The sequence below is a fragment of the Bradyrhizobium sp. MI1.3 genome, assembly GCF_055811695.1.
The window spans coordinates 8,700-26,483 of the sequence record NZ_JBVVPQ010000086.1 but is presented as its reverse complement, the minus strand read 5'-3'; the positions used below and the strand labels follow the sequence as shown (position 1 = coordinate 26,483).

18 protein-coding genes and 1 pseudogene are annotated in these 17,784 nt (G+C 65.2%); 7 read left to right on the top strand and 12 right to left on the bottom strand.

Going from position 1 to position 17,784, the window contains the following annotated elements; all coding sequences use genetic code 11:
- Positions 1 to 12: 12 nt before the first annotated feature.
- From AC0L3A_RS35330 to AC0L3A_RS35320, 3 genes are read right to left on the bottom strand one after another with little or no spacing between them, the layout of a single operon-like run.
- Complete coding sequence (locus tag AC0L3A_RS35330) at positions 13 to 909, bottom strand: MlaD family protein (protein WP_473256103.1); 897 nt, start codon at positions 907 to 909, stop codon at positions 13 to 15.
- Between the two features lie 16 nt (positions 910 to 925).
- A complete protein-coding gene (locus AC0L3A_RS35325; RefSeq protein ID WP_007602036.1) occupies positions 926 to 1,696 on the bottom strand; it encodes an ABC transporter ATP-binding protein in 771 nt (256 codons plus the stop codon).
- A 2-nt stretch (positions 1,697 to 1,698) separates the two neighbouring features.
- Complete coding sequence (locus tag AC0L3A_RS35320) at positions 1,699 to 2,832, bottom strand: MlaE family ABC transporter permease (protein WP_473256102.1); 1,134 nt, start codon at positions 2,830 to 2,832, stop codon at positions 1,699 to 1,701.
- A gap of 143 nt (positions 2,833 to 2,975) precedes the next feature.
- Here AC0L3A_RS35320 and dgcA point away from each other — a divergent pair, with 143 nt between their 5' ends.
- Positions 2,976 to 3,971, top strand: coding sequence for an N-acetyl-D-Glu racemase DgcA (dgcA, locus tag AC0L3A_RS35315; RefSeq protein ID WP_473256101.1), 996 nt, complete (start codon positions 2,976 to 2,978; stop codon positions 3,969 to 3,971).
- Here dgcA and AC0L3A_RS35310 read toward each other — a convergent pair.
- Complete coding sequence (locus AC0L3A_RS35310; RefSeq protein WP_473256100.1) at positions 3,941 to 5,137, bottom strand: MFS transporter; 1,197 nt, start codon at positions 5,135 to 5,137, stop codon at positions 3,941 to 3,943. The genes dgcA and AC0L3A_RS35310 overlap by 31 nt on opposite strands.
- A 75-nt stretch (positions 5,138 to 5,212) precedes the next feature.
- On the opposite strand from AC0L3A_RS35310, the gene AC0L3A_RS35305 reads away from it, so the two are divergent.
- Both AC0L3A_RS35305 and AC0L3A_RS35300 read left to right on the top strand, forming a co-directional pair.
- On the top strand, positions 5,213 to 6,610 hold the full coding sequence (locus AC0L3A_RS35305) for a hypothetical protein (RefSeq protein ID WP_473256099.1): 1,398 nt from the start codon (positions 5,213 to 5,215) through the stop codon (positions 6,608 to 6,610).
- Positions 6,611 to 6,623: 13 nt separating this feature from the next.
- Positions 6,624 to 6,973 (top strand): annotated as a pseudogene (locus AC0L3A_RS35300) (ADP-ribosylation/crystallin J1).
- 19 nt (positions 6,974 to 6,992) lie between these two features.
- On the opposite strand, the gene AC0L3A_RS35295 reads toward AC0L3A_RS35300, so the two are convergent.
- Positions 6,993 to 7,388, bottom strand: coding sequence for a hypothetical protein (locus tag AC0L3A_RS35295; protein ID WP_246648979.1), 396 nt, complete (start codon positions 7,386 to 7,388; stop codon positions 6,993 to 6,995).
- A gap of 87 nt (positions 7,389 to 7,475) precedes the next feature.
- Between AC0L3A_RS35295 and AC0L3A_RS35290 the strand changes: the two genes are divergently transcribed.
- Entirely contained in the window at positions 7,476 to 7,793 is a 318-nt protein-coding gene (locus AC0L3A_RS35290; protein WP_219682822.1) for an antibiotic biosynthesis monooxygenase family protein, read from the top strand.
- A gap of 30 nt (positions 7,794 to 7,823) precedes the next feature.
- Here AC0L3A_RS35290 and AC0L3A_RS35285 read toward each other — a convergent pair whose 3' ends face one another.
- Positions 7,824 to 8,267: an RbsD/FucU family protein gene (locus tag AC0L3A_RS35285; protein ID WP_354171264.1), complete on the bottom strand. Its 444-nt coding sequence runs from the start codon at positions 8,265 to 8,267 to the stop codon at positions 7,824 to 7,826.
- Positions 8,268 to 8,431: 164 nt separating this feature from the next.
- On the opposite strand from AC0L3A_RS35285, the gene AC0L3A_RS35280 reads away from it, so the two are divergent.
- On the top strand, positions 8,432 to 10,225 hold the full coding sequence (locus AC0L3A_RS35280; RefSeq protein WP_473256098.1) for a caspase family protein: 1,794 nt from the start codon (positions 8,432 to 8,434) through the stop codon (positions 10,223 to 10,225).
- A 74-nt stretch (positions 10,226 to 10,299) separates the two neighbouring features.
- On the opposite strand, the gene AC0L3A_RS35275 is transcribed toward AC0L3A_RS35280, so the two are convergent.
- From AC0L3A_RS35275 to thiD, 4 genes are all read right to left on the bottom strand, one after another.
- Positions 10,300 to 11,283: a threonine/serine dehydratase gene (locus AC0L3A_RS35275; RefSeq protein ID WP_473256097.1), complete on the bottom strand. Its 984-nt coding sequence runs from the start codon at positions 11,281 to 11,283 to the stop codon at positions 10,300 to 10,302.
- A 63-nt stretch (positions 11,284 to 11,346) separates the two neighbouring features.
- Positions 11,347 to 12,390: a glycosyltransferase family 4 protein gene (locus tag AC0L3A_RS35270; RefSeq protein ID WP_007602024.1), complete on the bottom strand. Its 1,044-nt coding sequence runs from the start codon at positions 12,388 to 12,390 to the stop codon at positions 11,347 to 11,349.
- A 13-nt stretch (positions 12,391 to 12,403) separates the two neighbouring features.
- Positions 12,404 to 13,216, bottom strand: a complete 813-nt coding sequence (locus AC0L3A_RS35265; RefSeq protein ID WP_007602023.1) for a UDP-2,3-diacylglucosamine diphosphatase — start codon at positions 13,214 to 13,216, stop codon at positions 12,404 to 12,406.
- A gap of 184 nt (positions 13,217 to 13,400) precedes the next feature.
- Positions 13,401 to 14,201, bottom strand: coding sequence for a bifunctional hydroxymethylpyrimidine kinase/phosphomethylpyrimidine kinase (gene thiD, locus AC0L3A_RS35260; RefSeq protein ID WP_473256096.1), 801 nt, complete (start codon positions 14,199 to 14,201; stop codon positions 13,401 to 13,403).
- A 129-nt stretch (positions 14,202 to 14,330) separates the two neighbouring features.
- Here thiD and AC0L3A_RS35255 point away from each other — a divergent pair, with 129 nt between their 5' ends.
- Positions 14,331 to 14,576, top strand: coding sequence for an Lrp/AsnC ligand binding domain-containing protein (locus tag AC0L3A_RS35255; protein WP_007602021.1), 246 nt, complete (start codon positions 14,331 to 14,333; stop codon positions 14,574 to 14,576).
- A gap of 24 nt (positions 14,577 to 14,600) precedes the next feature.
- On the opposite strand, the gene AC0L3A_RS35250 is transcribed toward AC0L3A_RS35255, so the two are convergent.
- Complete coding sequence (locus AC0L3A_RS35250; protein WP_354128003.1) at positions 14,601 to 15,530, bottom strand: c-type cytochrome; 930 nt, start codon at positions 15,528 to 15,530, stop codon at positions 14,601 to 14,603.
- Positions 15,531 to 15,685: 155 nt separating this feature from the next.
- Between AC0L3A_RS35250 and AC0L3A_RS35245 the strand changes: the two genes are divergently transcribed.
- Positions 15,686 to 16,102 (top strand): CHRD domain-containing protein, encoded by a 417-nt coding sequence (locus tag AC0L3A_RS35245; protein WP_007602019.1) that lies wholly within the window; start codon positions 15,686 to 15,688, stop codon positions 16,100 to 16,102.
- Positions 16,103 to 16,172: 70 nt separating this feature from the next.
- Here the strand turns inward: AC0L3A_RS35245 and AC0L3A_RS35240 are convergent, their stop codons facing one another.
- Entirely contained in the window at positions 16,173 to 17,468 is a 1,296-nt protein-coding gene (locus tag AC0L3A_RS35240) for a cystathionine gamma-synthase family protein (protein WP_354128002.1), read from the bottom strand.
- Positions 17,469 to 17,784: the final 316 nt, after the last annotated feature.

The window sequence follows — 17,784 nt, the reverse complement described above, 5'->3', positions numbered from 1 at the left end:
CTGCCCCAGCACCTACCGGGGTCTGGCGGGCCGCCCCCGGGGGGCCGCCCCCCCCCCCCGCGGGGGCGGGGGGGGGGGCCCCCCCGCCCCCGGCGCCGCGCTGTTGCTGGCGCCGAACAGGACGCGGGTCGGGTTGCGGTCGAAATTGTTGACCGCGCGGCTGATGTCGCCGAGCGTGCGGCGACCGTCGGTCATCAGGGCGCCGGAGCGCTTGTCGAAATCGTCCGCCAGTTCGCGGATCGACTTCACCGCCAGAAACAGCTCGCCGCCGTCCTTGCCGCCGGCGAGCGTGTTGAGGCCGAGCATGAGGCTGTCGGCCTTGAGCATGACGCCGTCGACCTTGGCCATCACGCCGTCGATCTTCTCCGAGTTGCGGGCGAGCGAGTTGGTGAAGGTCTCGAGATTCTTCAGCGAGTTCTTCACCGATTCCTGATTGTCGGCGACGATCTTGTTGATGTTCTGCAGCGTGCCGCGGATCGCCTCGGTGACGTCCTGGAGCTTGTTGGGATCGGCCGTCAGCGTGGGGATGCCGTCCTCGTCGAGCGGCGGCGCGGGCGCTGCCTCCTCGCCGCCCTTGAGCGAGATCGCGGCGACGCCGGTCAGGCCCTGGAATTCGAGGCCGACCAGGGTGTCCTTGCGGATCGGGGCGTTGTTCTCGACCATGGCGAGTGCGACAACCCGCCGCGGGTTGTCGAGCTTCACCGAGACCACCTCGCCCACCCGGATACCGTTAAAATTGACGCTGCCACCGTTGCGCAGGCCCGCGGCCGGGCCCTCGAACACGACGCGCAAGGGGCTGCGCTGCTTGGTGGTATGCAACGACTGAAACCACAGCACGAAGCCGATCGCGGCGGCGATCACCGCCAGCGTGAACGATCCGATCAGCACGTAATTTGCGCGCGTTTCCATCAGCTACTCCGGCACCTCAGCCCATCACCGCACGAGCGCGCTTGCCATGGAAATATTGTCTCAGCCAGGGATGCTGCGAGGCCTGCATGTCGGCGATCGACCCTGCCGCAATGATCTTACCGTTGCCTAAAACGGCGATGCGGTCACATGCTGTGTAAAGGCTATCGAGGTCGTGGGTTACCATGAAAACGGTCAGCCCCAAAGTCCGCTGCAGGGTCCTGACCAGCTCGTCGAAGTCGCCGGCGCCGATCGGGTCGAGGCCCGAGGTCGGCTCGTCCAGGAACACGAGGTCCGGATCGAGCGACAGCGCGCGGGCGAGCGCCACGCGCTTGACCATGCCGCCCGATAGTTCCGAGGGAAAGCGATCGGCCACTTCGGGCTTGAGACCCACCATGGTGAGCTTGGCGATGGTGATCTCGTCCATCAGCCGCTGCGACACCCGCAGATATTCGCGCATCGGAAACTGGATGTTCTGCCGCACCGTGAGCGAGGAGAACAGCGCGCCCTGCTGAAACAGCACGCCCCAGCGCCGCTCCACGTTGCGACGCTGCGACGTATTGGAGGCATCCAGATCGACGCCGAACACCTCGATGCTGCCTGCGACCTTGGGCACGAGGCCGATGATGGTGCGTGTCAGCACGGACTTGCCCGCGCCGGAAGGACCGACGAAGCCAAGAATCTCGCCGCGCTTGACATCGAGGTCGAGCCCGTCGAGCACGCGCGTCGCGCCGAACTGCACGGTGATGTCGCGGACGCGGATGATGGGGTTCTGGATCTCGCCTGCCATCGTCACATCCCGATCGAGGCGAAGAAGATGGCGAACACGCCATCCATGACGATGACGAAGAAGATGCCCTTCACCACCGACGCCGTCGTGTGTTGTCCGAGCGATTCCGCGCTGCCCTGCACGGCGAGACCCTCGACGCAGGCGACGATGCCGATCACCGCGGCCATCACCGGCGCCTTGACGATGCCGACGATGAAATGGTCGATCGAGATGGCGTCGCGCAGGCGCAGCAGGAAGGCTTCGGGATCGACGCCGCCATAGAGCCAGGCGACGAGACCGCCGCCATAGAGCGCGGCCATCGCGCCGAGGAAGGCCAGGATCGGCAGCGCCAGCACCAGCGCCAGCATGCGCGGCAGCACCAGCACCTCGATCGGATCGAAGCCCATGGTGCGCAGCGCGTCGATCTCTTCGCGCATCTTCATCGAGCCGAGCTCGGCCGTGTAGGCGCTGCCCGAGCGGCCGGCGACCATGATCGCGACCAGCAGCACGCCGATCTCGCGCAAGACCAGCACGCCGAGCATGTCGACGACGAAGATGTCGGCGCCGAACCTGCGGAAGTGGAAGATGCCCTGCTGGGCGATGATGCAGCCGATCAGGAAGGTGATCAGCACCACGATCGGCACCGCGCGCCAGCAGACCTGCTCGAGATGGTGCACGGTCGAGGTCAGGCGGAACGAGCGCGGGTGAATCAGGGTGCGCGCGACCGCCGCGAGCACCGCGCCGAGCATGTCGATCAGGCCTGCCACCGTGCCGGCAACACCGGCCGCGGTCCGGCCGATCTGCTCCAGCATGCCGGTGATGGTGATCGTGCTGGTGTCGACGACGGGCGTCGCCCTGACCCGCCGCACCTCGTCCACGAGGCTCGAATAATTGGCGGAGAGGCCGGCGATCTGCGCCTCGACGGCGCCCTGCGTCAGGCTGCGGCGCAGCCGCTCGATCAGCCAGGCGCCAAAGGTGTCGAGCTTGGCGACCTCGGAGACGTCGATGAAGATGCTTTGCGAGGTGCCGGCGAGCTTCTCGGCGTCAGCCACCATCCGCTCCAGGACCGGCGCGAAGCTCGCGGTCCAGGTCCCCGTGGCGCAGAGTGCCAGCGCATTGCCCTTTGCAATCCGTTCCAGCTTCGGATCGCTGTTCAAGATGGCCGCTCCCGTGCCGGAGCGCGAGAAACGGTTGAAATCAGATGGTTGCGCACGCGCCCTTACCCGGAGAAGGTATCCCCAACTGGTTAACCTTAGTTGCCACAGGTAACCAGCAGGTTCAGATTTCGCCAGAGTTCAAAATGACTTCCAGCAAAGTTCCTGCCCTCGCCGCGCGAATCGAGCGCTTTCCCATCGCGGGCAGTTTCACCATCAGCCGGGGCGCCAAGACTGAGGCCGTGACGGTCGTGGCCGAGGTCCGCCGGGACGGCCTGACCGGCCGCGGCGAATGCGTGCCCTATTCCCGCTATGGCGAGACGGCCGAGGCGACCCTTGCCGCCATCCAGGCCATGCGGGAGGTCGTGGCCGGCGGCCTCACCCGCCAGGCCCTGCAGGCCGCCATGCCGCCCGGGGCGGCCCGCAACGCCCTGGATTGTGCCCTGATCGATCTGGAAGCCAAGGCGGCGGGCTTGCGGGCCTGGAGCCTGCTCGACCGCCCGTCGCCGGGCGAGCGCACCACGGCCTACACGATCTCGCTGGGCACGCCCGAGGCCATGGCGGCGGCGACCGCCAAAGCGGCGCACCGGCCGCTGCTCAAGATCAAGCTCGGCGGCGACGGCGACAGGGAGCGGATCGCCGCGGTGCGCAAGGCCGCTCCCGAATCCGAGCTGATCGTGGATGCCAACGAGGCCTGGACCGAGGCCAATCTGGAGCACAATCTTGCGGCCTGCGAGGCTGTCGGCGTCACCCTGGTCGAGCAACCGCTGCCCGCGGGCCAAGACGACGCACTGGCGCGGATCAAGCGGCCGCTCGTGGTCTGCGCCGACGAGAGCGTGCACGACCGCTCTTCGCTCGCCCCCTTGCGCGAGCGCTACGATGCCGTGAACATCAAGCTCGACAAGACCGGTGGCCTCACCGAGGCGCTGGCGATGGCCGATGCCGCTCAGGCGCTCGGCTTCGAAATCATGATCGGCTGCATGGTCGCGACCTCGCTCTCGATGGCGCCTGCGATGCTGGTGACGCCGCAGGCGCGCTTCGTCGATCTCGACGGTCCGCTGCTGCTGGCGCACGATCGCGATCATGGCCTTCGTTACGACGACAGCCTGATCTATCCGCCTGATGCCTCGCTGTGGGGATGAGCTTTGAGCCGGTGCCGCGCCGACCAGATCAGAAGCGCGCCGGCAGCGGCCATCGCGGCCATCACGTAATAGAGGCTATCGCCGATGCGGGCGTAGATCGCGCCTGACGCGATCGAGGTGGTCGCGCCCAGCAGCCCGTTGCACGCCGCGTAATAACCCTGCCCCCGCGCGATCTGATGCGACGGCACGCGCTGCACCAGCAGACTCATGGTGCCGAGGATGGTCATCCCGAAGCTCAGCCCGTGGCCGAGCTGCACGACCGCGAGCAGCGCAAGCGGTGGATCGTGCGCGGTGACGACCCAGCGCACGACCGCGCTTGCGCCCCCGATCGCCATCAGCGAGGACGGATGCAGTGAGAAGCGCGGCGACAGCGCGAACACGACGATCTCGGCGATCACCCCCAACGTCCAGAGCCCCGCGATCGTCAGCCCGCCGAGGCCCTGGGCCTGCCAGTTGATGGCCGAAAACGTATAATACGCGACGTGACTGCCCTGGATCAGCGCGGCCGAAACGATGATGGCCCAGAAGCCGGCATCGCGCAGCAGCGCCTTGCCGGCGTGCGCCGCTGTCGTCCTTCGCCTGACATCGTCCAGCGGCTGCAGCAGCATGCCGGCGGCGACCGCAATCACGGCCCAGGCGACGATGATCCAGATCAGATCGCGCGCCGCGATGCGGTCTACGAGATAGCCGCAGGCGAGCGAGCCGGCCGCGAAAGCTGCCGAGCCCCACAGCCGCACCGGCCCGTAATCGAGGCCGTAGCGGACGACACCACGCAGCGCATAGGCGTCGGTCAGCGGCATGGTCGGCGTCCACATCATGCAGGTCAGCGCATAGATCAGGAACAGCGCCAGCGGCTGCTGCTGCAAGCCGACCGCCGTGAACCCGATCGCCGTCGCCAGCACGGACACCATCATGCCGGCGCGAATCGCATGTCGCTTTTCGGCAAAGGCGGTGATCTGCGGCAGCGTGGTGAAGCGCGTGATCGCCGGCAGCGCGTTGATGAGGCCGATCCAGGCCGCGTCGATACCGATCGCCTTCAGCCAGACCGGAAAGAACGGCAGATGCGTTCCCGACACCGCGAACACGGCCGAATAGAACAGCGCGAGGCTCACGGCGAATCGCCGCTTCCGAGATGCTGCGATGGGGATTTGTGATTCGCCTGCCATCAAACCAATTGCGATTCGGTTGATATCGTGGTGATCGTTACTGTAACGCGCGGTGATTTGCGCGACGAGATTGACATGGCCAACGAAGCATTCGCCCTCTCGCCTATGTCTGCCCGTGCGGCCGAGCCGAACGAGCAGGATTACGACGCGATCCGCGAAGCCTTCATGGAGACCGCGCGCGGCCGCTGGTTCCTCGGCGAATACGCCAAGCGCAACCGCAATGCCGATACCCGCATGGTGCTCGACGCGGTCGCGAAAATCGAAGAAACCCTTGCGGCACAGCGCCAACCCGTCGTCGAGGACCGCCTGCCCGAGGCGCTGATCGCGATCCGGCACGCGATCCGCGAAGCCGAGACGATTGCGATCGCGGCGTTCGATCCCGGGGCGATCGAGGCGAGCCTCGCGCCGATTCCGCGCGGGCTGCGCATCATCAAGGAGATCTCCTGGCGCTGGCGCGAGATCGGCGCCGACGGGCGAATCTGCGACCTGATTGATTCGCAGCTCGCCTCCATCGAGGCGGCCTGCGCGCAGGTTTCGACCATCGACCCCCGCGCCGACCTCAAGGCCGCATTCGATCTGCTCAAGGACCGGATCGACCAGACCGACACTGACGCAACGCCGCAGGCCGCGCGCCCCTCGCCGGCTCCGGTGCAGGAGGCACCGTCGCCCGTTGCGGAAGCTCCGCTGGCGGAGGCCGCGCCCGCGGCGATGGCCAGCGAAGCAGCCGTGGCTTTTACGGAGGCGCCGCAGGACATCGCAGAGGCGATCGAGCCCGAAGCCGCCGTGGAAGCGGCCGGAATCGTCGCCGAGGCCTTCTCCGTTGCCGAGCAGGCGACGGACGCCGCGCTTGAGCCGGAGACCGTCGCCGAGAGCCGGATCGCGCCTGAAGACATCGTTTTTGAAGAGCCGGCCACTGAGGCCTTCGCGGAGGTAACGGACGAATTTTCGCTCGATGCCGCAGCGGAAGCCGAGGACGAAGCCATACTCGACGCGATCGCGCTGGAGATGGCCGCACCCGATCCGGAATTCGACGAGATCATCGAACCGGTCGAGTTGGAAGCGACCGTTCCCGAGCCGGTGGTTGCGGAGGCCGCAGCGCCCATCGTAGCCGAGAGACCGGAGCCGATCGCATCGGAGCCGGCCGCAGCCGAGCCAGTCTCCGCCGCAGCGGTGGTGGAGGAGCCTGTAGAGGAAGCGCCGATCGCGATGGAGTCGCTGGCGCGCCTCACCAACGCCATTGCGGAAGCCGCCGCCGAAGTGATGGAGCAGCCGGCGCCGGTCATGGCAGCCGCCGCGACATTCGGCGCGGCGCAGGCCACGACGCTGCCGATGACGTCGCCGGTTTCGGAAGCCTCACTTGGCGCCACCATCCTCGCCAGCGGCATCCTGCAGAAGCCCCGCGCCGCCGCAAACGACCCCATGGCGCCAATCCGCCGCATGACCCAAGCCGAGAAGATCGCGTTCTTCTCGTAAGGGGACGCAGCGCATGTCCTCCACCGTAGACACCCTCACCCTCTGGCGTCCCGTCGGACCGAAAGACCTGGAGCTAATCGAGCAATCCGGCATGCGCGCGTTTCCGCCGCGCCTGCCGGACCAGCCGATCTTCTATCCGGTGCTGACGGAAGACTACGCCATCAAGATCGCGCGCGATTGGAACGTCCCGGCGAACGGCTCAGGCTTCTTGACGCGCTTCCAGGTCAAGCCCAGCTTCATCGAAGGATACGACGTGCAGGAGGCGGGCGGCCGCTCACATCTGGAGTACTGGATTCCGGCAGAGGACCTCGATGGCTTCCCGCAATCGTCGGCCTGATCGAGGTCGTCCGCAGCTTCCCCTAGCTGCCGCGCACTCAGCCCCTCACCCGCAATTCCACACTGCGCCGATCGGCGTCCGCGTCCAGCACGGCCCAAAACTGCCGCCATTGTAGCGGCCGCCGCCGAAGCCGGGCCGGCCGAAATAGCGCCACTCACCATCCCAGCCGTAATATTGCGGAACTGGATCGATGTACCAATGGCGTCGGTCGCTGGGCGACATCCGCCGCATCGCTTCCTTCTGCTTATAGAGCGGAATGCTGTTGCTCAGCGGCTGGCGATAGCCCGGCAGGAAGCCGTAGCCATGCCAGGCTTGCTTGGGACGCTTTTGGATTGAAGCAGCCGGCGCGACAGCCGGCAGCAGCGATAGGACGATAGCGATAGATAGACATAAAAAGCGTGACATGGATCGACGATAGACGGCCGCTTGCGGAATGACCATTCAAATTCGAGTGCCAAGTAACAAAGCCCTCACGAAACCGAATAGCAGATCGAGCGGCAGGAATCCTATCGATTAAGGTGTAAAAACATGATTGGCGAAGTGATTGTCATTGGCGATCTGCAATTGCGTGACGGCGCCTCTGTCGACGAACACGACCGGCTCGGCGCGCGCATGTACGACATCGTCAGCCGTCTTCCCGGCTTTGTGTCGGTCAAGTCGTTCAAGGCCGAGGACGGCGAGGAGCTCACCGTGTTCCGTTTTGCCTCGGAGGAAGCGCTCGAAGCCTGGCGCACTCACCCCGAACATGTCGAGACGATGAAGCGGGGACATGCCGAGTTCTACGCCAGCGGCTTCCTGCAGATCTGCAAGGTGATCCGCGAGGTCGGACCATTCGAGCACGCGTGACGCCGTCCCGCATCATTCGATCGCGCGCTGCTAGCTGATCACACCCTTCCTGATCAGGAAGCATCCGTAACTGCTGCTGTCGCCGACCTGTACGACGCCAAAGCTCGCCGCCGCCGCGCGATAAAAATCCGGCCGCGAGAGTTTTCCGGGCGTGACGGGCCGGCCGGCGGCACGCTCGATCTCCGCGAGCACCGTGCGCTGCACGTCGGGGACGCGGCTGGGATCGTCGACCGGCATCATCACGCGGACCGGATCGGGATCGAAATCGTCGAGCGGATAGACCGACATGATGGCGCGAATCGCGGTCTGCATGCTGATGCCCGGCAACTGGATCAGGCGCTGCGAATGCGTGCTCTGCGCGATGCGCGCAGAGGGGTGATTGGCATCGACGAAAGCGAGATCGTCGCCATGGCCCATGGACGCCAGCAGCCAGAGCAGATCTGGCGTGAGGATCGGATCGATCGATTTCAGCATGTGACGGACTGTCCTCCCATCGTGCACCCACCTTGGCGGGTTCCAAGCGTGATTCAGATCACGCAGCCTACCATGGTGATGGCGATCACGGACCTCAAAGTCGAACGCGGCCAAGCTTGCCGGCAACCAATCTCGTATCGAGATCAGTGCCAAAGGAGCACGCCATGTTCCGCCTAAAATCTTTCCTGATGACTGCAGGCCTTTTGGGAAGCCTGTTCGGCTTCGCCTCCGGCCCTGTTTCCGCGCAAGTCGCCCTGGTCGAGCCAGCCCCCACCGCGCTGCAAGGCCCGGAACAGCGCGTCGCGTTGGTGATCGGCAATTCGAACTACCAGAACGCGCCGCAGCTCGCCAACCCCGACAATGACGCGGACTCGATGGCGAAGTTCCTGAATTCGGCCGGGTTCGAAGTGGTCGCCGCGACCGACCTGACCCAGAACGACATGCTTCGCGTGGTGCAGGATTTCTCCGCCAAAGTGTCGGCGCGCGGTCCGAACACGGTGGCGATGGTCTACTACGCCGGTCACGGCGTGCAGCTCGCCGGCGAGAACTACCTCGTTCCCGTCGACGCCAAGGTCTCGAGCCAGACCGAGCTCGTCAACAACTCCGTCCGTCTGGTCGACGTGATGTCGACGCTGGAGACGATCCCGAGCCGCATGCGCATCGTCATCCTCGATGCCTGCCGCAACAACCCGTTTCCGAACGTGAACGATGCCGGCCGCGGCTTGGCGATCGTCGATGCGCCGAACGGTTCGATCGTCGGTTACTCGACCGCGCCGGGCGCGGAAGCGCAGGACGGCACCGGCGGTCACAGCCCCTACACGCAGGCCTTCCTGAACGTCGCGCGCGAGCCCAACGTGCCGATCGAGCAACTGTTCAAGCGCGTGCGCCTCGAAGTGAACCAGACCACCAGTGGCGCGCAGATCCCGTGGGAGAGCTCGTCGCTGACGTCCGACTTCACCTTCTTCGGCGACACCGCTGTCGCCGCCAACCGCGCGCCGGTGAATGCGCCTGTCGTGCAGATGGCCTCCAACCTGCCGAGCCGCTCGACCCGCCAGGCCTATGACTACGTCGTGTCGGAAGCTCGGCCCGAGTACTATCAGGAGTTCATCACGATGTATCCGCACGACCCGCTGTGCGACCACGTCCGCTGGCTGCTCAACAACCTGCTGCTCACGCAGGCCTGGCACAAGGCGGTGCTCGCGAACTCGCCGCTCGGCTACAAGAACTTCTATGACAGCTACGGCAACACGCCCTATGCGCAGGTCGCGCTGAAGCTCCAGATGCAGCCGAAGCAGATACCCCTGATGCAGGCGACCAAGTTCCTGGCGCCGCAGAATATCGCCCCGACCTTCAAGATTGGCAATCTCGGCCAGCCCAAATACATGCCGCTGCAGCAGGGTAATGGCGGTGCGCAAGCGAACGGCAATTTGCCGATCGTGCAGAAGTCGGGCGACAACAATGGCATCGGCAAGCTCGGCAATGGCGGCCAGATCGTCAACCTGCCGGCGGGCAACAACCAGCCGAACGGCACGCCGTCGCAGACCCCGGGCAAGATCGTGACCCTGCCCGCGCCGACCAACACCACCAACAACAATGGCGGCATCGGCAAGATCGTGACGCTGCCTGCGACCAACAAGACGCCGAACGGTACTGGCAACGGCACAATCAGTGGCAATCCAGGCAAGATCGTGAGCATGCCGGTGAATGTCGGCAAGGGCGGCACGACCATCGACACGAAGCCCGTCAACGTTCAGACGCAGAACAACCCGATCCGCATCAACAACGGCGCCAAGATCAGCGACAACCCCGTGAACAAGGTGCAGGTGCAGAACAACAACCACCCGCAGTTCAACGAGACCAATCGCATGGTCAACAATGGCGGCAACAACTTTCGGCAGTCGATGAACCAGAGCCAGGGTGGCAACGGCGGCAACAACCACCGCGGCTTCATGCACTGATCGCGGTCGGCCACACACGACAAAGGGCAGAGCGGTGACGCTCTGCCCTTCTTCATGTCAGAAGATTTAGAGTATCAGGCCACCAGCTCCGCAAACAAATCAGCGTCGACATTGCCGCCAGAGAGCACGATGACGACATTCTTGCCGGCAACATCAAGTCGCCCCGCAAGCAGCGCGGCCAGGCCGACCGCTCCGCCCGGTTCGACCACGAGCTTCAGCTCGCGATAGGCAAACGCGACGGCCGCGCCGACTTCCTTGTCCGACGCGGTCACGCCGCGCGCGAGCAGCTTGCTGTTGATCGCGAACGTCATCTCGCCGGGGATCAGGGCCATCAGCGCATCGCAGATGGTGCGGCCTGCCGGCCCGTGCGGCTCGCGATGACCTGCGGTCAGGGACAGGCCGTGATCGTCGAAAGCCTCGGGTTCGGCGACGACGATTTGCGCCAGCGGATAGCGCGCCTTCACGGCCGTCGCGACGCCCGCGATGAGGCCGCCGCCGGAGGCCGGCGCCACCACGATGTCAGGCGCGAGGCCGAGCGCCGCCATGTCCTCGGCAATCTCGCGGCCGGCGGTGCCTTGGCCGGCGATCACGAAGGGATCGTCATAGGGCCTGACCAGCGTCGCACCGCGCTTCTCGGCGATGCCGCGCGAGATCGCCTCGCGGTCGTCGCGGTCGCGCTCGTACAGCACGACCTCGGCACCGTAGGATTTGGTGCGCTCGCGCTTCGACAACGGCGCATCCGCGGGCATCACGATGGTCGCCTGCATGTCGAGGATCTTGGCCGCCGCCGCCACGCCCTGGGCATGGTTTCCAGAGGAGAACGCGACCACGCCGCCGGCGCGCTTGTCCTGCGGGATCGAGGCGACCTTGTTGAAGGCACCGCGGAACTTGAACGAGCCGGTGCGCTGGAGCATCTCCGGCTTGAGATAGACCTTTGCGCCGACGCGTTCGTTGAGCACGGGAAAGGACAACAGCGGGGTGCGGACGGCGAAGGGTGCGATCACGCGGGCTGCGGCATCGATATCGGCAGGGCCGATCGGGAGGAGCTGTTCTGTCATGCCCGATGTTATCGCGGCGGATGAGGCGCGGGCAAGGCATCTCCGCGCGAGCATTCTGGGGCCTCAGGCGACGAATCGCGCCGGTTCTGCCCCGTTCCGGCCCGGCAGCACCGCGCCGACCGCCAAAATGCTGTCGATAAAAGCCCGGGCCGAGGCCTCCCAGGTGTAGTTGGCGGCGAATTCGACGCAGTCCTGCCGGGAGATGTCCAGCGCGGCAAAGCAGGCGCTGCGCAGATCGTGATCGAGCGCGCCGACCGGCGCATCGCCGATCACGTCGCGGGGCCCCTTCACCGGAAACGCCGCAACCGGCAGGCCGCTCGCCAGCGCTTCGAGCAGGACCAGGCCGAACGTGTCGGTCTTGCTCGGAAACACGAAGACATCGGCGGCCGCGTAGATGTCCGCCAGCTCCTCGCCGTGCTTTTCGCCGAGAAAGATCGCGTCCGGATAGGCCTCTTCCAGCGCGACACGCGCCGGACCATCGCCGACGATTACCTTGGTGCCGGGCAGGTCGAGATCGAGGAACGCCTCGAGATTCTTCTCCACCGCCACCCTGCCGACCGAGAGGAACACCGGTGCCGGCAGGCACAGATCAATCGCGCGGGGATGGAACAAATGGGTGTCGACGCCGCGCGGCCACAGCACGACGTTGTCGAAGCCGCGCTCGGTCAGCTCGCAGGCAAGCGCCGGCGTTGCCGCCATCACGGCGCGGCTGGGGCTGTGGAATCGGCGCAGCGCCCGCCAGATCAGCGAGCCCGGCACCGGCACGCGGGCGCGGACATATTCGGGAAAGCGGGTGTGGAAGCTGGTCGTGAAGGGTAGCTTGCGCTGGCGGCAATAGCGGCGGACCATCAGGCCGATCGGCCCCTCGGTCGCGATGTGGATGCTGTCCGGATGCGCCTCTTCGATCAGCTTCGCGATTCTGCCCGGGCGCGGCATGGCCAGCCGCACGTCACGATAGCTCGGCATCGCAAAGGTGCGGAACGATTGCGGCGTCAGGAACGAGAATTCGACGTCGAGACTTTTGGCGGCGTCGGCAAGCTTGGTCAGCGTCCGAACCACACCGTTGACTTGCGGGTGCCAGGCGTCGGTCGCGACCAGGATGCGCATCAGGCTGCCCTTGTCATGCAGCTCTGGCTGCAACCTGCGGGACCTGTGCCGGCTTCTCGGCCTGGTCCGCCCAGGTGATGATCTCGAAATGGCCGTCGTCGTGCTCGACCAGCGCCGTGCAGCTCTCGACCCAGTCACCGCAGTTCATGTAGCGGATACCGCCCTCGTCGCGGATCACCGCGTAATGGATGTGGCCGCAGATCACGCCGTCGGCATCGTGGCGCCGCGCCTCGGCGGCGAGCGCCTGCTCGAACGCGCCGATATAGTTGACGGCGTTCTTGACTTTCTGCTTCGCCCATTGCGACAGCGACCAATAGGGCACCTTGAACATGCGCCGGAAGAAGTTGACAAAGCGATTGAGCTGGATCGCGAAGTCGTAGGCCTTGTCGCCGAGATGGGCGAGCCAGCGTGCGTTCTGCACCACGAGGTCGAAGATGTCGCCGTGGATGACGAGATAGCGCTTGCCGTCCGCACCGGTGTGGACGGTGTTCTCGACCACGTCGATGCCGCCGAAATGCGTGCCGTAATAGTTGCGCAGGAACTCGTCGTGATTGCCGGGGATGTAGATCACCTTGGCGCCCTTGCGCGCCTTGCGCAAAAGCTTCTGGACCAGGTCGTTATGCGATTGCGGCCAATGCCAGCTCGATTTCAGCGCCCAGCCGTCGACGATGTCGCCGACGAGATAGATCGTGTCGGCATCATGGAAACGCAGGAAGTCGAGCAGAAGGTCGGCTTGAGAACCGCGGGCTCCGAGATGAACGTCGGAGATGAACAACGTGCGAAAGCGCCGCTCCGGGCTCTCGTCACTCACATCGTAACTTCCCATGCGCCAGCCTGTAACAATGTCCCGTGACAGGGGGATGACCAATTGAACCTTTGAGGCACCTTCGGATACGAATCGCGCTTGCCTCGCCCACCCCGCGAATATCAGTCGCATGCGACAATCAGGCGACATGGCGCCTCAGCGCCCTCCGCAAGAACCCGGAACTGCGGCGCGCTCGCGAGCGGCGTCAGTAAAATTTGTGGAAATGATGGATCGGGCCGTGGCCGTGGCCGACGCTGAAGCGGTCGGCGGCCGCGATCGCCGCGCTGATCCAGGTCTTGGCGTTGCGCACGGCGTGCTCGAGATCCTCGCCCCTGGCGAGCCCGGCGGCGACCGCCGAGGACAGCGAGCAGCCGGTGCCATGGGTGTTGCGAGTGGCAACGCGCGGCGCGGCGAGCGCGATCGTGGTGCTGGCATCGACGAGATAGTCGATGCTCTCGGCGCCCTCGCCGTGCCCGCCCTTGATCAGGACTGCACGACAGCCCAGTGCCAGCAAACGGCGCCCCTGGCTCTCGATCTCGGCCTCGCTGGCCGCAACCGGTTCGTCGAGCAGAGCCGCGGCCTCGGGCAGATTGGGTGTGATCACCGAGGCCAGCGGCATCAGTTTGATGCGCAGGGCGTCGACGGCATCGGAGGCGAGCAGGCGATCACCCGATGTCGCCACCATCACGGGATCGAGCACGATATGCCGGGGCGCCCAGCGCGACAGCGCGGCCGCAATCGCATCGATGCTGGCGGCTTGCGCCACCATGCCGATTTTGACCGCGCAGACCTCGAGATCGGAAAACACCGCGTCGATCTGTGCGGTGACGAATTCGGCGGGCACCGCATGAATGCCGGTGACGCCGCGGGTGTTCTGCGCCGTCAGCGCCGTGATGGCGGAGGCGCCAAAAACGCCGAGCGCGGCAAAGGTCTTCAGGTCGGCCTGGATGCCGGCGCCGCCGCTCGAATCGGAGCCGGCAATGGTCAGTGCGACGGGCGTCGTCATGGGGCGATATTCCGCGTTTTCGAAGCCATGGACCGTCCTAGCGCGCCTCCCGCAGCCCAGCAAGTTCGCTTGCTAAATCCGGCGGGGTTTGGCCTATTAGCCGTCAGATATGCTTTCGGAGTGACCGCGATGGTTCCCTTTTTCGTCCAGATCAAATGCAAGCTCGGCCAATCCTATGTGGTCGCCAATGCGCTTGCCGAAGCCGAGATCGCCTCCGAGATCTATTCCACGGCCGGTCAATACGACCTGCTGGTGAAGTTCTACGTCGACAACGACACCGATATCGGCCACTTCGTCAACGAGAAGGTGCAGGTGTTGCCCGGCATCCAGGACACCCTCACCATCATCACCTTCAAGGCCTTTGGCGCGAGTTGACCGTCCGGAAAAGGGCGGGCCTGATCAGGCGCCGCCCTCCTTGCGCTTGGGACGCGGCGGACCGTCCACCGGCGGCAGCGATTTGAGATAATCCGCCATCGCCGCGAGATCGTCGTCCGGCAATTGCGAGGTGTTCTTGATCACCCGCGTCATCGCGCCGCCGACGCTGTCGCCGTCGGGCAATTCGCCGGTCTTCAGGAAATAGGCAATATCCTTCGCGCTCCACTCGCCAATGCCCTTCTGGGTGATGTTGGGGACCCATCCCTCGCCTTCCGGATTGGGACCGCCGGCGAAGCGTTGTCCGGCGATGATGCCGCCAAGCGCGTTGCGCGGGCTGTGGCATTCCGCGCAATGGCCAAAACTGTTGACGAGATAGGCGCCGCGATTCCACTGCGGCGACTTCGCGCTGTCGGCGACGAAGGGCTTGCCGTCCAGAAATAAGAATTTCCAGATGCCGACGTTGCGCCGGATATTGAACGGAAAGCGCACGTCGTGGTCGCGCACCCTGCCTGCCACGGCCGGCAGCGTTTTCAGATAGGCAAAGAGATCGAGCACGTCCTCGCGCCTGGCGTGCTGATAGGACGTGTAGGGAAAGGCCGGAAAATAATGCCGCCCGTCCGGCGCGACCCCGTGCATCACCGCGTTGACGAATTCGGCCTCGCTCCATTTGCCGATGCCGTCCATCGGATCGGACGAGATATTCGGCGCGTAGAACGTTCCGAACGGCGACTTGATCGCGACGCCGCCACCGAGCCTGGTTCGATCCGGCTGGTCGGGGACGGCATGGCATGAGGCGCAGCCGCCGGCGTTGAACATCACCTCGCCATTGGCAAGATCAGGGACGCGGGCAGGCGCGGTGCCGGCGGCCGCCACCACCGGCGCGCTGAGCCACCAATAGACGCCCGCTGCAGCGAGTGCGGCAAGCAGCGCCACCGAGATTGTTCGTCGCAACATACGGTCCTTTCCTGGTCGCGGCGAAGCTTATGATCGATGTCTTCGCCGCTCCAGCCACGAAGAATTTAGCCCCCCGCCGCCAGAAACGGGAATAAACTGAAATGCCGGCTGTTGGAAGTTTGGCAGCCCAAACGGGTTCAGCAGGGAGAAAAACCATGAACAAGATCGTCATCGCCATGTCAGTGCTTGGCGCCGTTGCTTTTGCGGGTTCGGCCAGCGCGGAAAAGCTGAAAGCAACGCTCGACGCCAAGTCCGAAGTCCCCGCAACGACCAGCAGCGGCACCGGAACGGCCGATCTGGATTACGACGCCGCCAGCAAGAAGCTGTCCTGGAAGGTCACCTATTCCGGCCTGTCTGGCCCCGCCACCGCGGCGCATTTCCACGGACCTGCCGAGCCCGGCAAGAACGCCGGCGTCGCGATCCCGATCCCAGGCGCTGCCACCAGCCCGGCCGAGGGCTCGGCGACACTGACCGACGCGCAGGCCGCCGATCTGCTCGGCGGCAAGCTCTACGTCAACATCCACACCGCGGCCAATCCGGGCGGCGAGATCCGCGGTCAGGTGACGAAGTAAACTTTTGCACAGAAAAGGGCGGCTGCCATCGCAGTCGCCCTTTTCGATTCCCGTAGCGCCGGCGCAGGCGTCACACGTCAGGTTCGGCCGCGTTCAGCGCCTGCGCGAGGTCGGCGATCAAATCCGACGGGTGTTCGATGCCGATCGACAGCCGGATCGTGGAATCGAGCACGCCGATCTTGCGGCGGATGTCGGCGGGAACGCCGGAATGGGTCATGGTGGCAGGCAGGCTCGCAAGCGACTCCGTTCCACCAAGGCTCACCGCCAGCTTGAGAATCTGCAGCGCGTTGAGGAATTTCATGGCCGCGGCCTTGCCGCCGACGATGTCGAACGAGAACGTGGATCCCGCCCCTGTGCATTGCCGCGCAAACACAAGTCCGTCCGGCGACGCCGCGTCGTGATGACCGAGATAGTGCACCTTGGCCACTTTGGGATGATCGCGCAGATAGTCCGCCACGAGGCGCGCATTCGCGTCGGCCTTTTCCATGCGCAGGCTCAGCGTCTCGAGCGACCGGTTGATCATCCAGCAGGAATGCGGATCGAGCTGGGTGCCGATGGCGCCCCGCAGCGCCTTGATGCCCTTCACCACCGCCTTCGCGCCGAGCGCGGCGCCCGCGATCAGATCTGAATGACCGCCGACATATTTCGTGAGCGAGTACAGCGAAATATCGGCGCCGTGCTCGATCGGCCGCTGAAACACCGGTCCGAGCAGCGTATTGTCGCAGGCAATGATCGGAACGTGTCCTTGCGCCTTTCCGATGGTCTCGGCGACACGCCGCATCATCGCGATGTCGACCAGCCCGTTGGTCGGGTTGGCCGGAGTTTCGATCAGAATCATCGAGACGCGGCCCTTGCGCATGGCCTCCTCCGCGGCCTGACTGACCACGGCTTCGTCGACGCCATCGGCAAAACCGACGGCGCCGATCGACAGACGCGCAAGCGTATTCGTCAGCAGGGTTTCCGTCCCGCCGTAGAGCGGCTGGGAGTGCAGAATGACATCGCCGGGGCGGACGAACGCCAGAATCGTGGTCGCGATCGCCGCCATGCCGGACGAGAACAGCGCACAGCTCTCGGTGCGCTCGTAGATCGCGAGCCTGTCCTCGACGATTTCGCTGTTGGGGTGATTGAAGCGCGAATAGACTAGGCCCGCGCCCATCCCTTCCGGCGGCTCGCGCCGACCGGAGACGAAATCGAAGAAGTCCTGGCCGTCCTCGGCCGTCTTGAACACAAAGGTCGAGGTCAGGAACACCGGCGGCTTGACCGCGCCTTCCGACAATTGCGGATCATAGCCATAGGTCAGCATCAGCGTTTCCGGATGCAGCATATGGTTGCCGATGTGCGTCTTCGACGGGAACGGTTTGACCATGGCTTGTCTCGCTGTTGCTGATTGAGGTGCTCGCCGCGGATTGGAACTCCTGATGTCATGCATGAGTCAGGGGCGGGATGCTTCGGCGTCAAAAGCTCACGCCAATGCCGCGGCGCTGGAGCAAACATAGCTGCTCCGGCAGCGATCCGTCAGGCCTTGCGGATAGAATTTCCAGCGGCGACACGCGACGCAATAAAAAGGGCGGCTGCTTTCGCAGGCCGCCCTTCTTGATTCCCAGTAGCGGGGGGGGGGGGGGGGGGGCGCCCGGGGGGGGCGGGGGGGCGGGGGGGGGGTGGGGAGGGGGGGGGGGGGGGCG

Excerpts from the sequence above, each read along its gene's own strand:
- AC0L3A_RS35330 (WP_473256103.1), bottom strand. The coding sequence starts at position 909 with ATGGAAACGCGCGCAAATTACGTGCTGATCGGATCGTTCACGCTGGCG.
- AC0L3A_RS35325 (WP_007602036.1), bottom strand. The coding sequence starts at position 1,696 with ATGGCAGGCGAGATCCAGAACCCCATCATCCGCGTCCGCGACATCACC.
- dgcA (WP_473256101.1), top strand. The coding sequence starts at position 2,976 with ATGACTTCCAGCAAAGTTCCTGCCCTCGCCGCGCGAATCGAGCGCTTT.
- AC0L3A_RS35310 (WP_473256100.1), bottom strand. The coding sequence starts at position 5,137 with ATGGCAGGCGAATCACAAATCCCCATCGCAGCATCTCGGAAGCGGCGA.
- AC0L3A_RS35305 (WP_473256099.1), top strand. The coding sequence starts at position 5,213 with ATGGCCAACGAAGCATTCGCCCTCTCGCCTATGTCTGCCCGTGCGGCC.
- AC0L3A_RS35295 (WP_246648979.1), bottom strand. The coding sequence starts at position 7,388 with ATGGTCATTCCGCAAGCGGCCGTCTATCGTCGATCCATGTCACGCTTT.
- AC0L3A_RS35290 (WP_219682822.1), top strand. The coding sequence starts at position 7,476 with ATGATTGGCGAAGTGATTGTCATTGGCGATCTGCAATTGCGTGACGGC.
- AC0L3A_RS35285 (WP_354171264.1), bottom strand. The coding sequence starts at position 8,267 with ATGCTGAAATCGATCGATCCGATCCTCACGCCAGATCTGCTCTGGCTG.
- AC0L3A_RS35280 (WP_473256098.1), top strand. The coding sequence starts at position 8,432 with ATGTTCCGCCTAAAATCTTTCCTGATGACTGCAGGCCTTTTGGGAAGC.
- AC0L3A_RS35275 (WP_473256097.1), bottom strand. The coding sequence starts at position 11,283 with ATGACAGAACAGCTCCTCCCGATCGGCCCTGCCGATATCGATGCCGCA.
- AC0L3A_RS35270 (WP_007602024.1), bottom strand. The coding sequence starts at position 12,390 with ATGCGCATCCTGGTCGCGACCGACGCCTGGCACCCGCAAGTCAACGGT.
- AC0L3A_RS35265 (WP_007602023.1), bottom strand. The coding sequence starts at position 13,216 with ATGGGAAGTTACGATGTGAGTGACGAGAGCCCGGAGCGGCGCTTTCGC.
- thiD (WP_473256096.1), bottom strand. The coding sequence starts at position 14,201 with ATGACGACGCCCGTCGCACTGACCATTGCCGGCTCCGATTCGAGCGGC.
- AC0L3A_RS35255 (WP_007602021.1), top strand. The coding sequence starts at position 14,331 with ATGGTTCCCTTTTTCGTCCAGATCAAATGCAAGCTCGGCCAATCCTAT.
- AC0L3A_RS35250 (WP_354128003.1), bottom strand. The coding sequence starts at position 15,530 with ATGTTGCGACGAACAATCTCGGTGGCGCTGCTTGCCGCACTCGCTGCA.
- AC0L3A_RS35245 (WP_007602019.1), top strand. The coding sequence starts at position 15,686 with ATGAACAAGATCGTCATCGCCATGTCAGTGCTTGGCGCCGTTGCTTTT.
- AC0L3A_RS35240 (WP_354128002.1), bottom strand. The coding sequence starts at position 17,468 with ATGGTCAAACCGTTCCCGTCGAAGACGCACATCGGCAACCATATGCTG.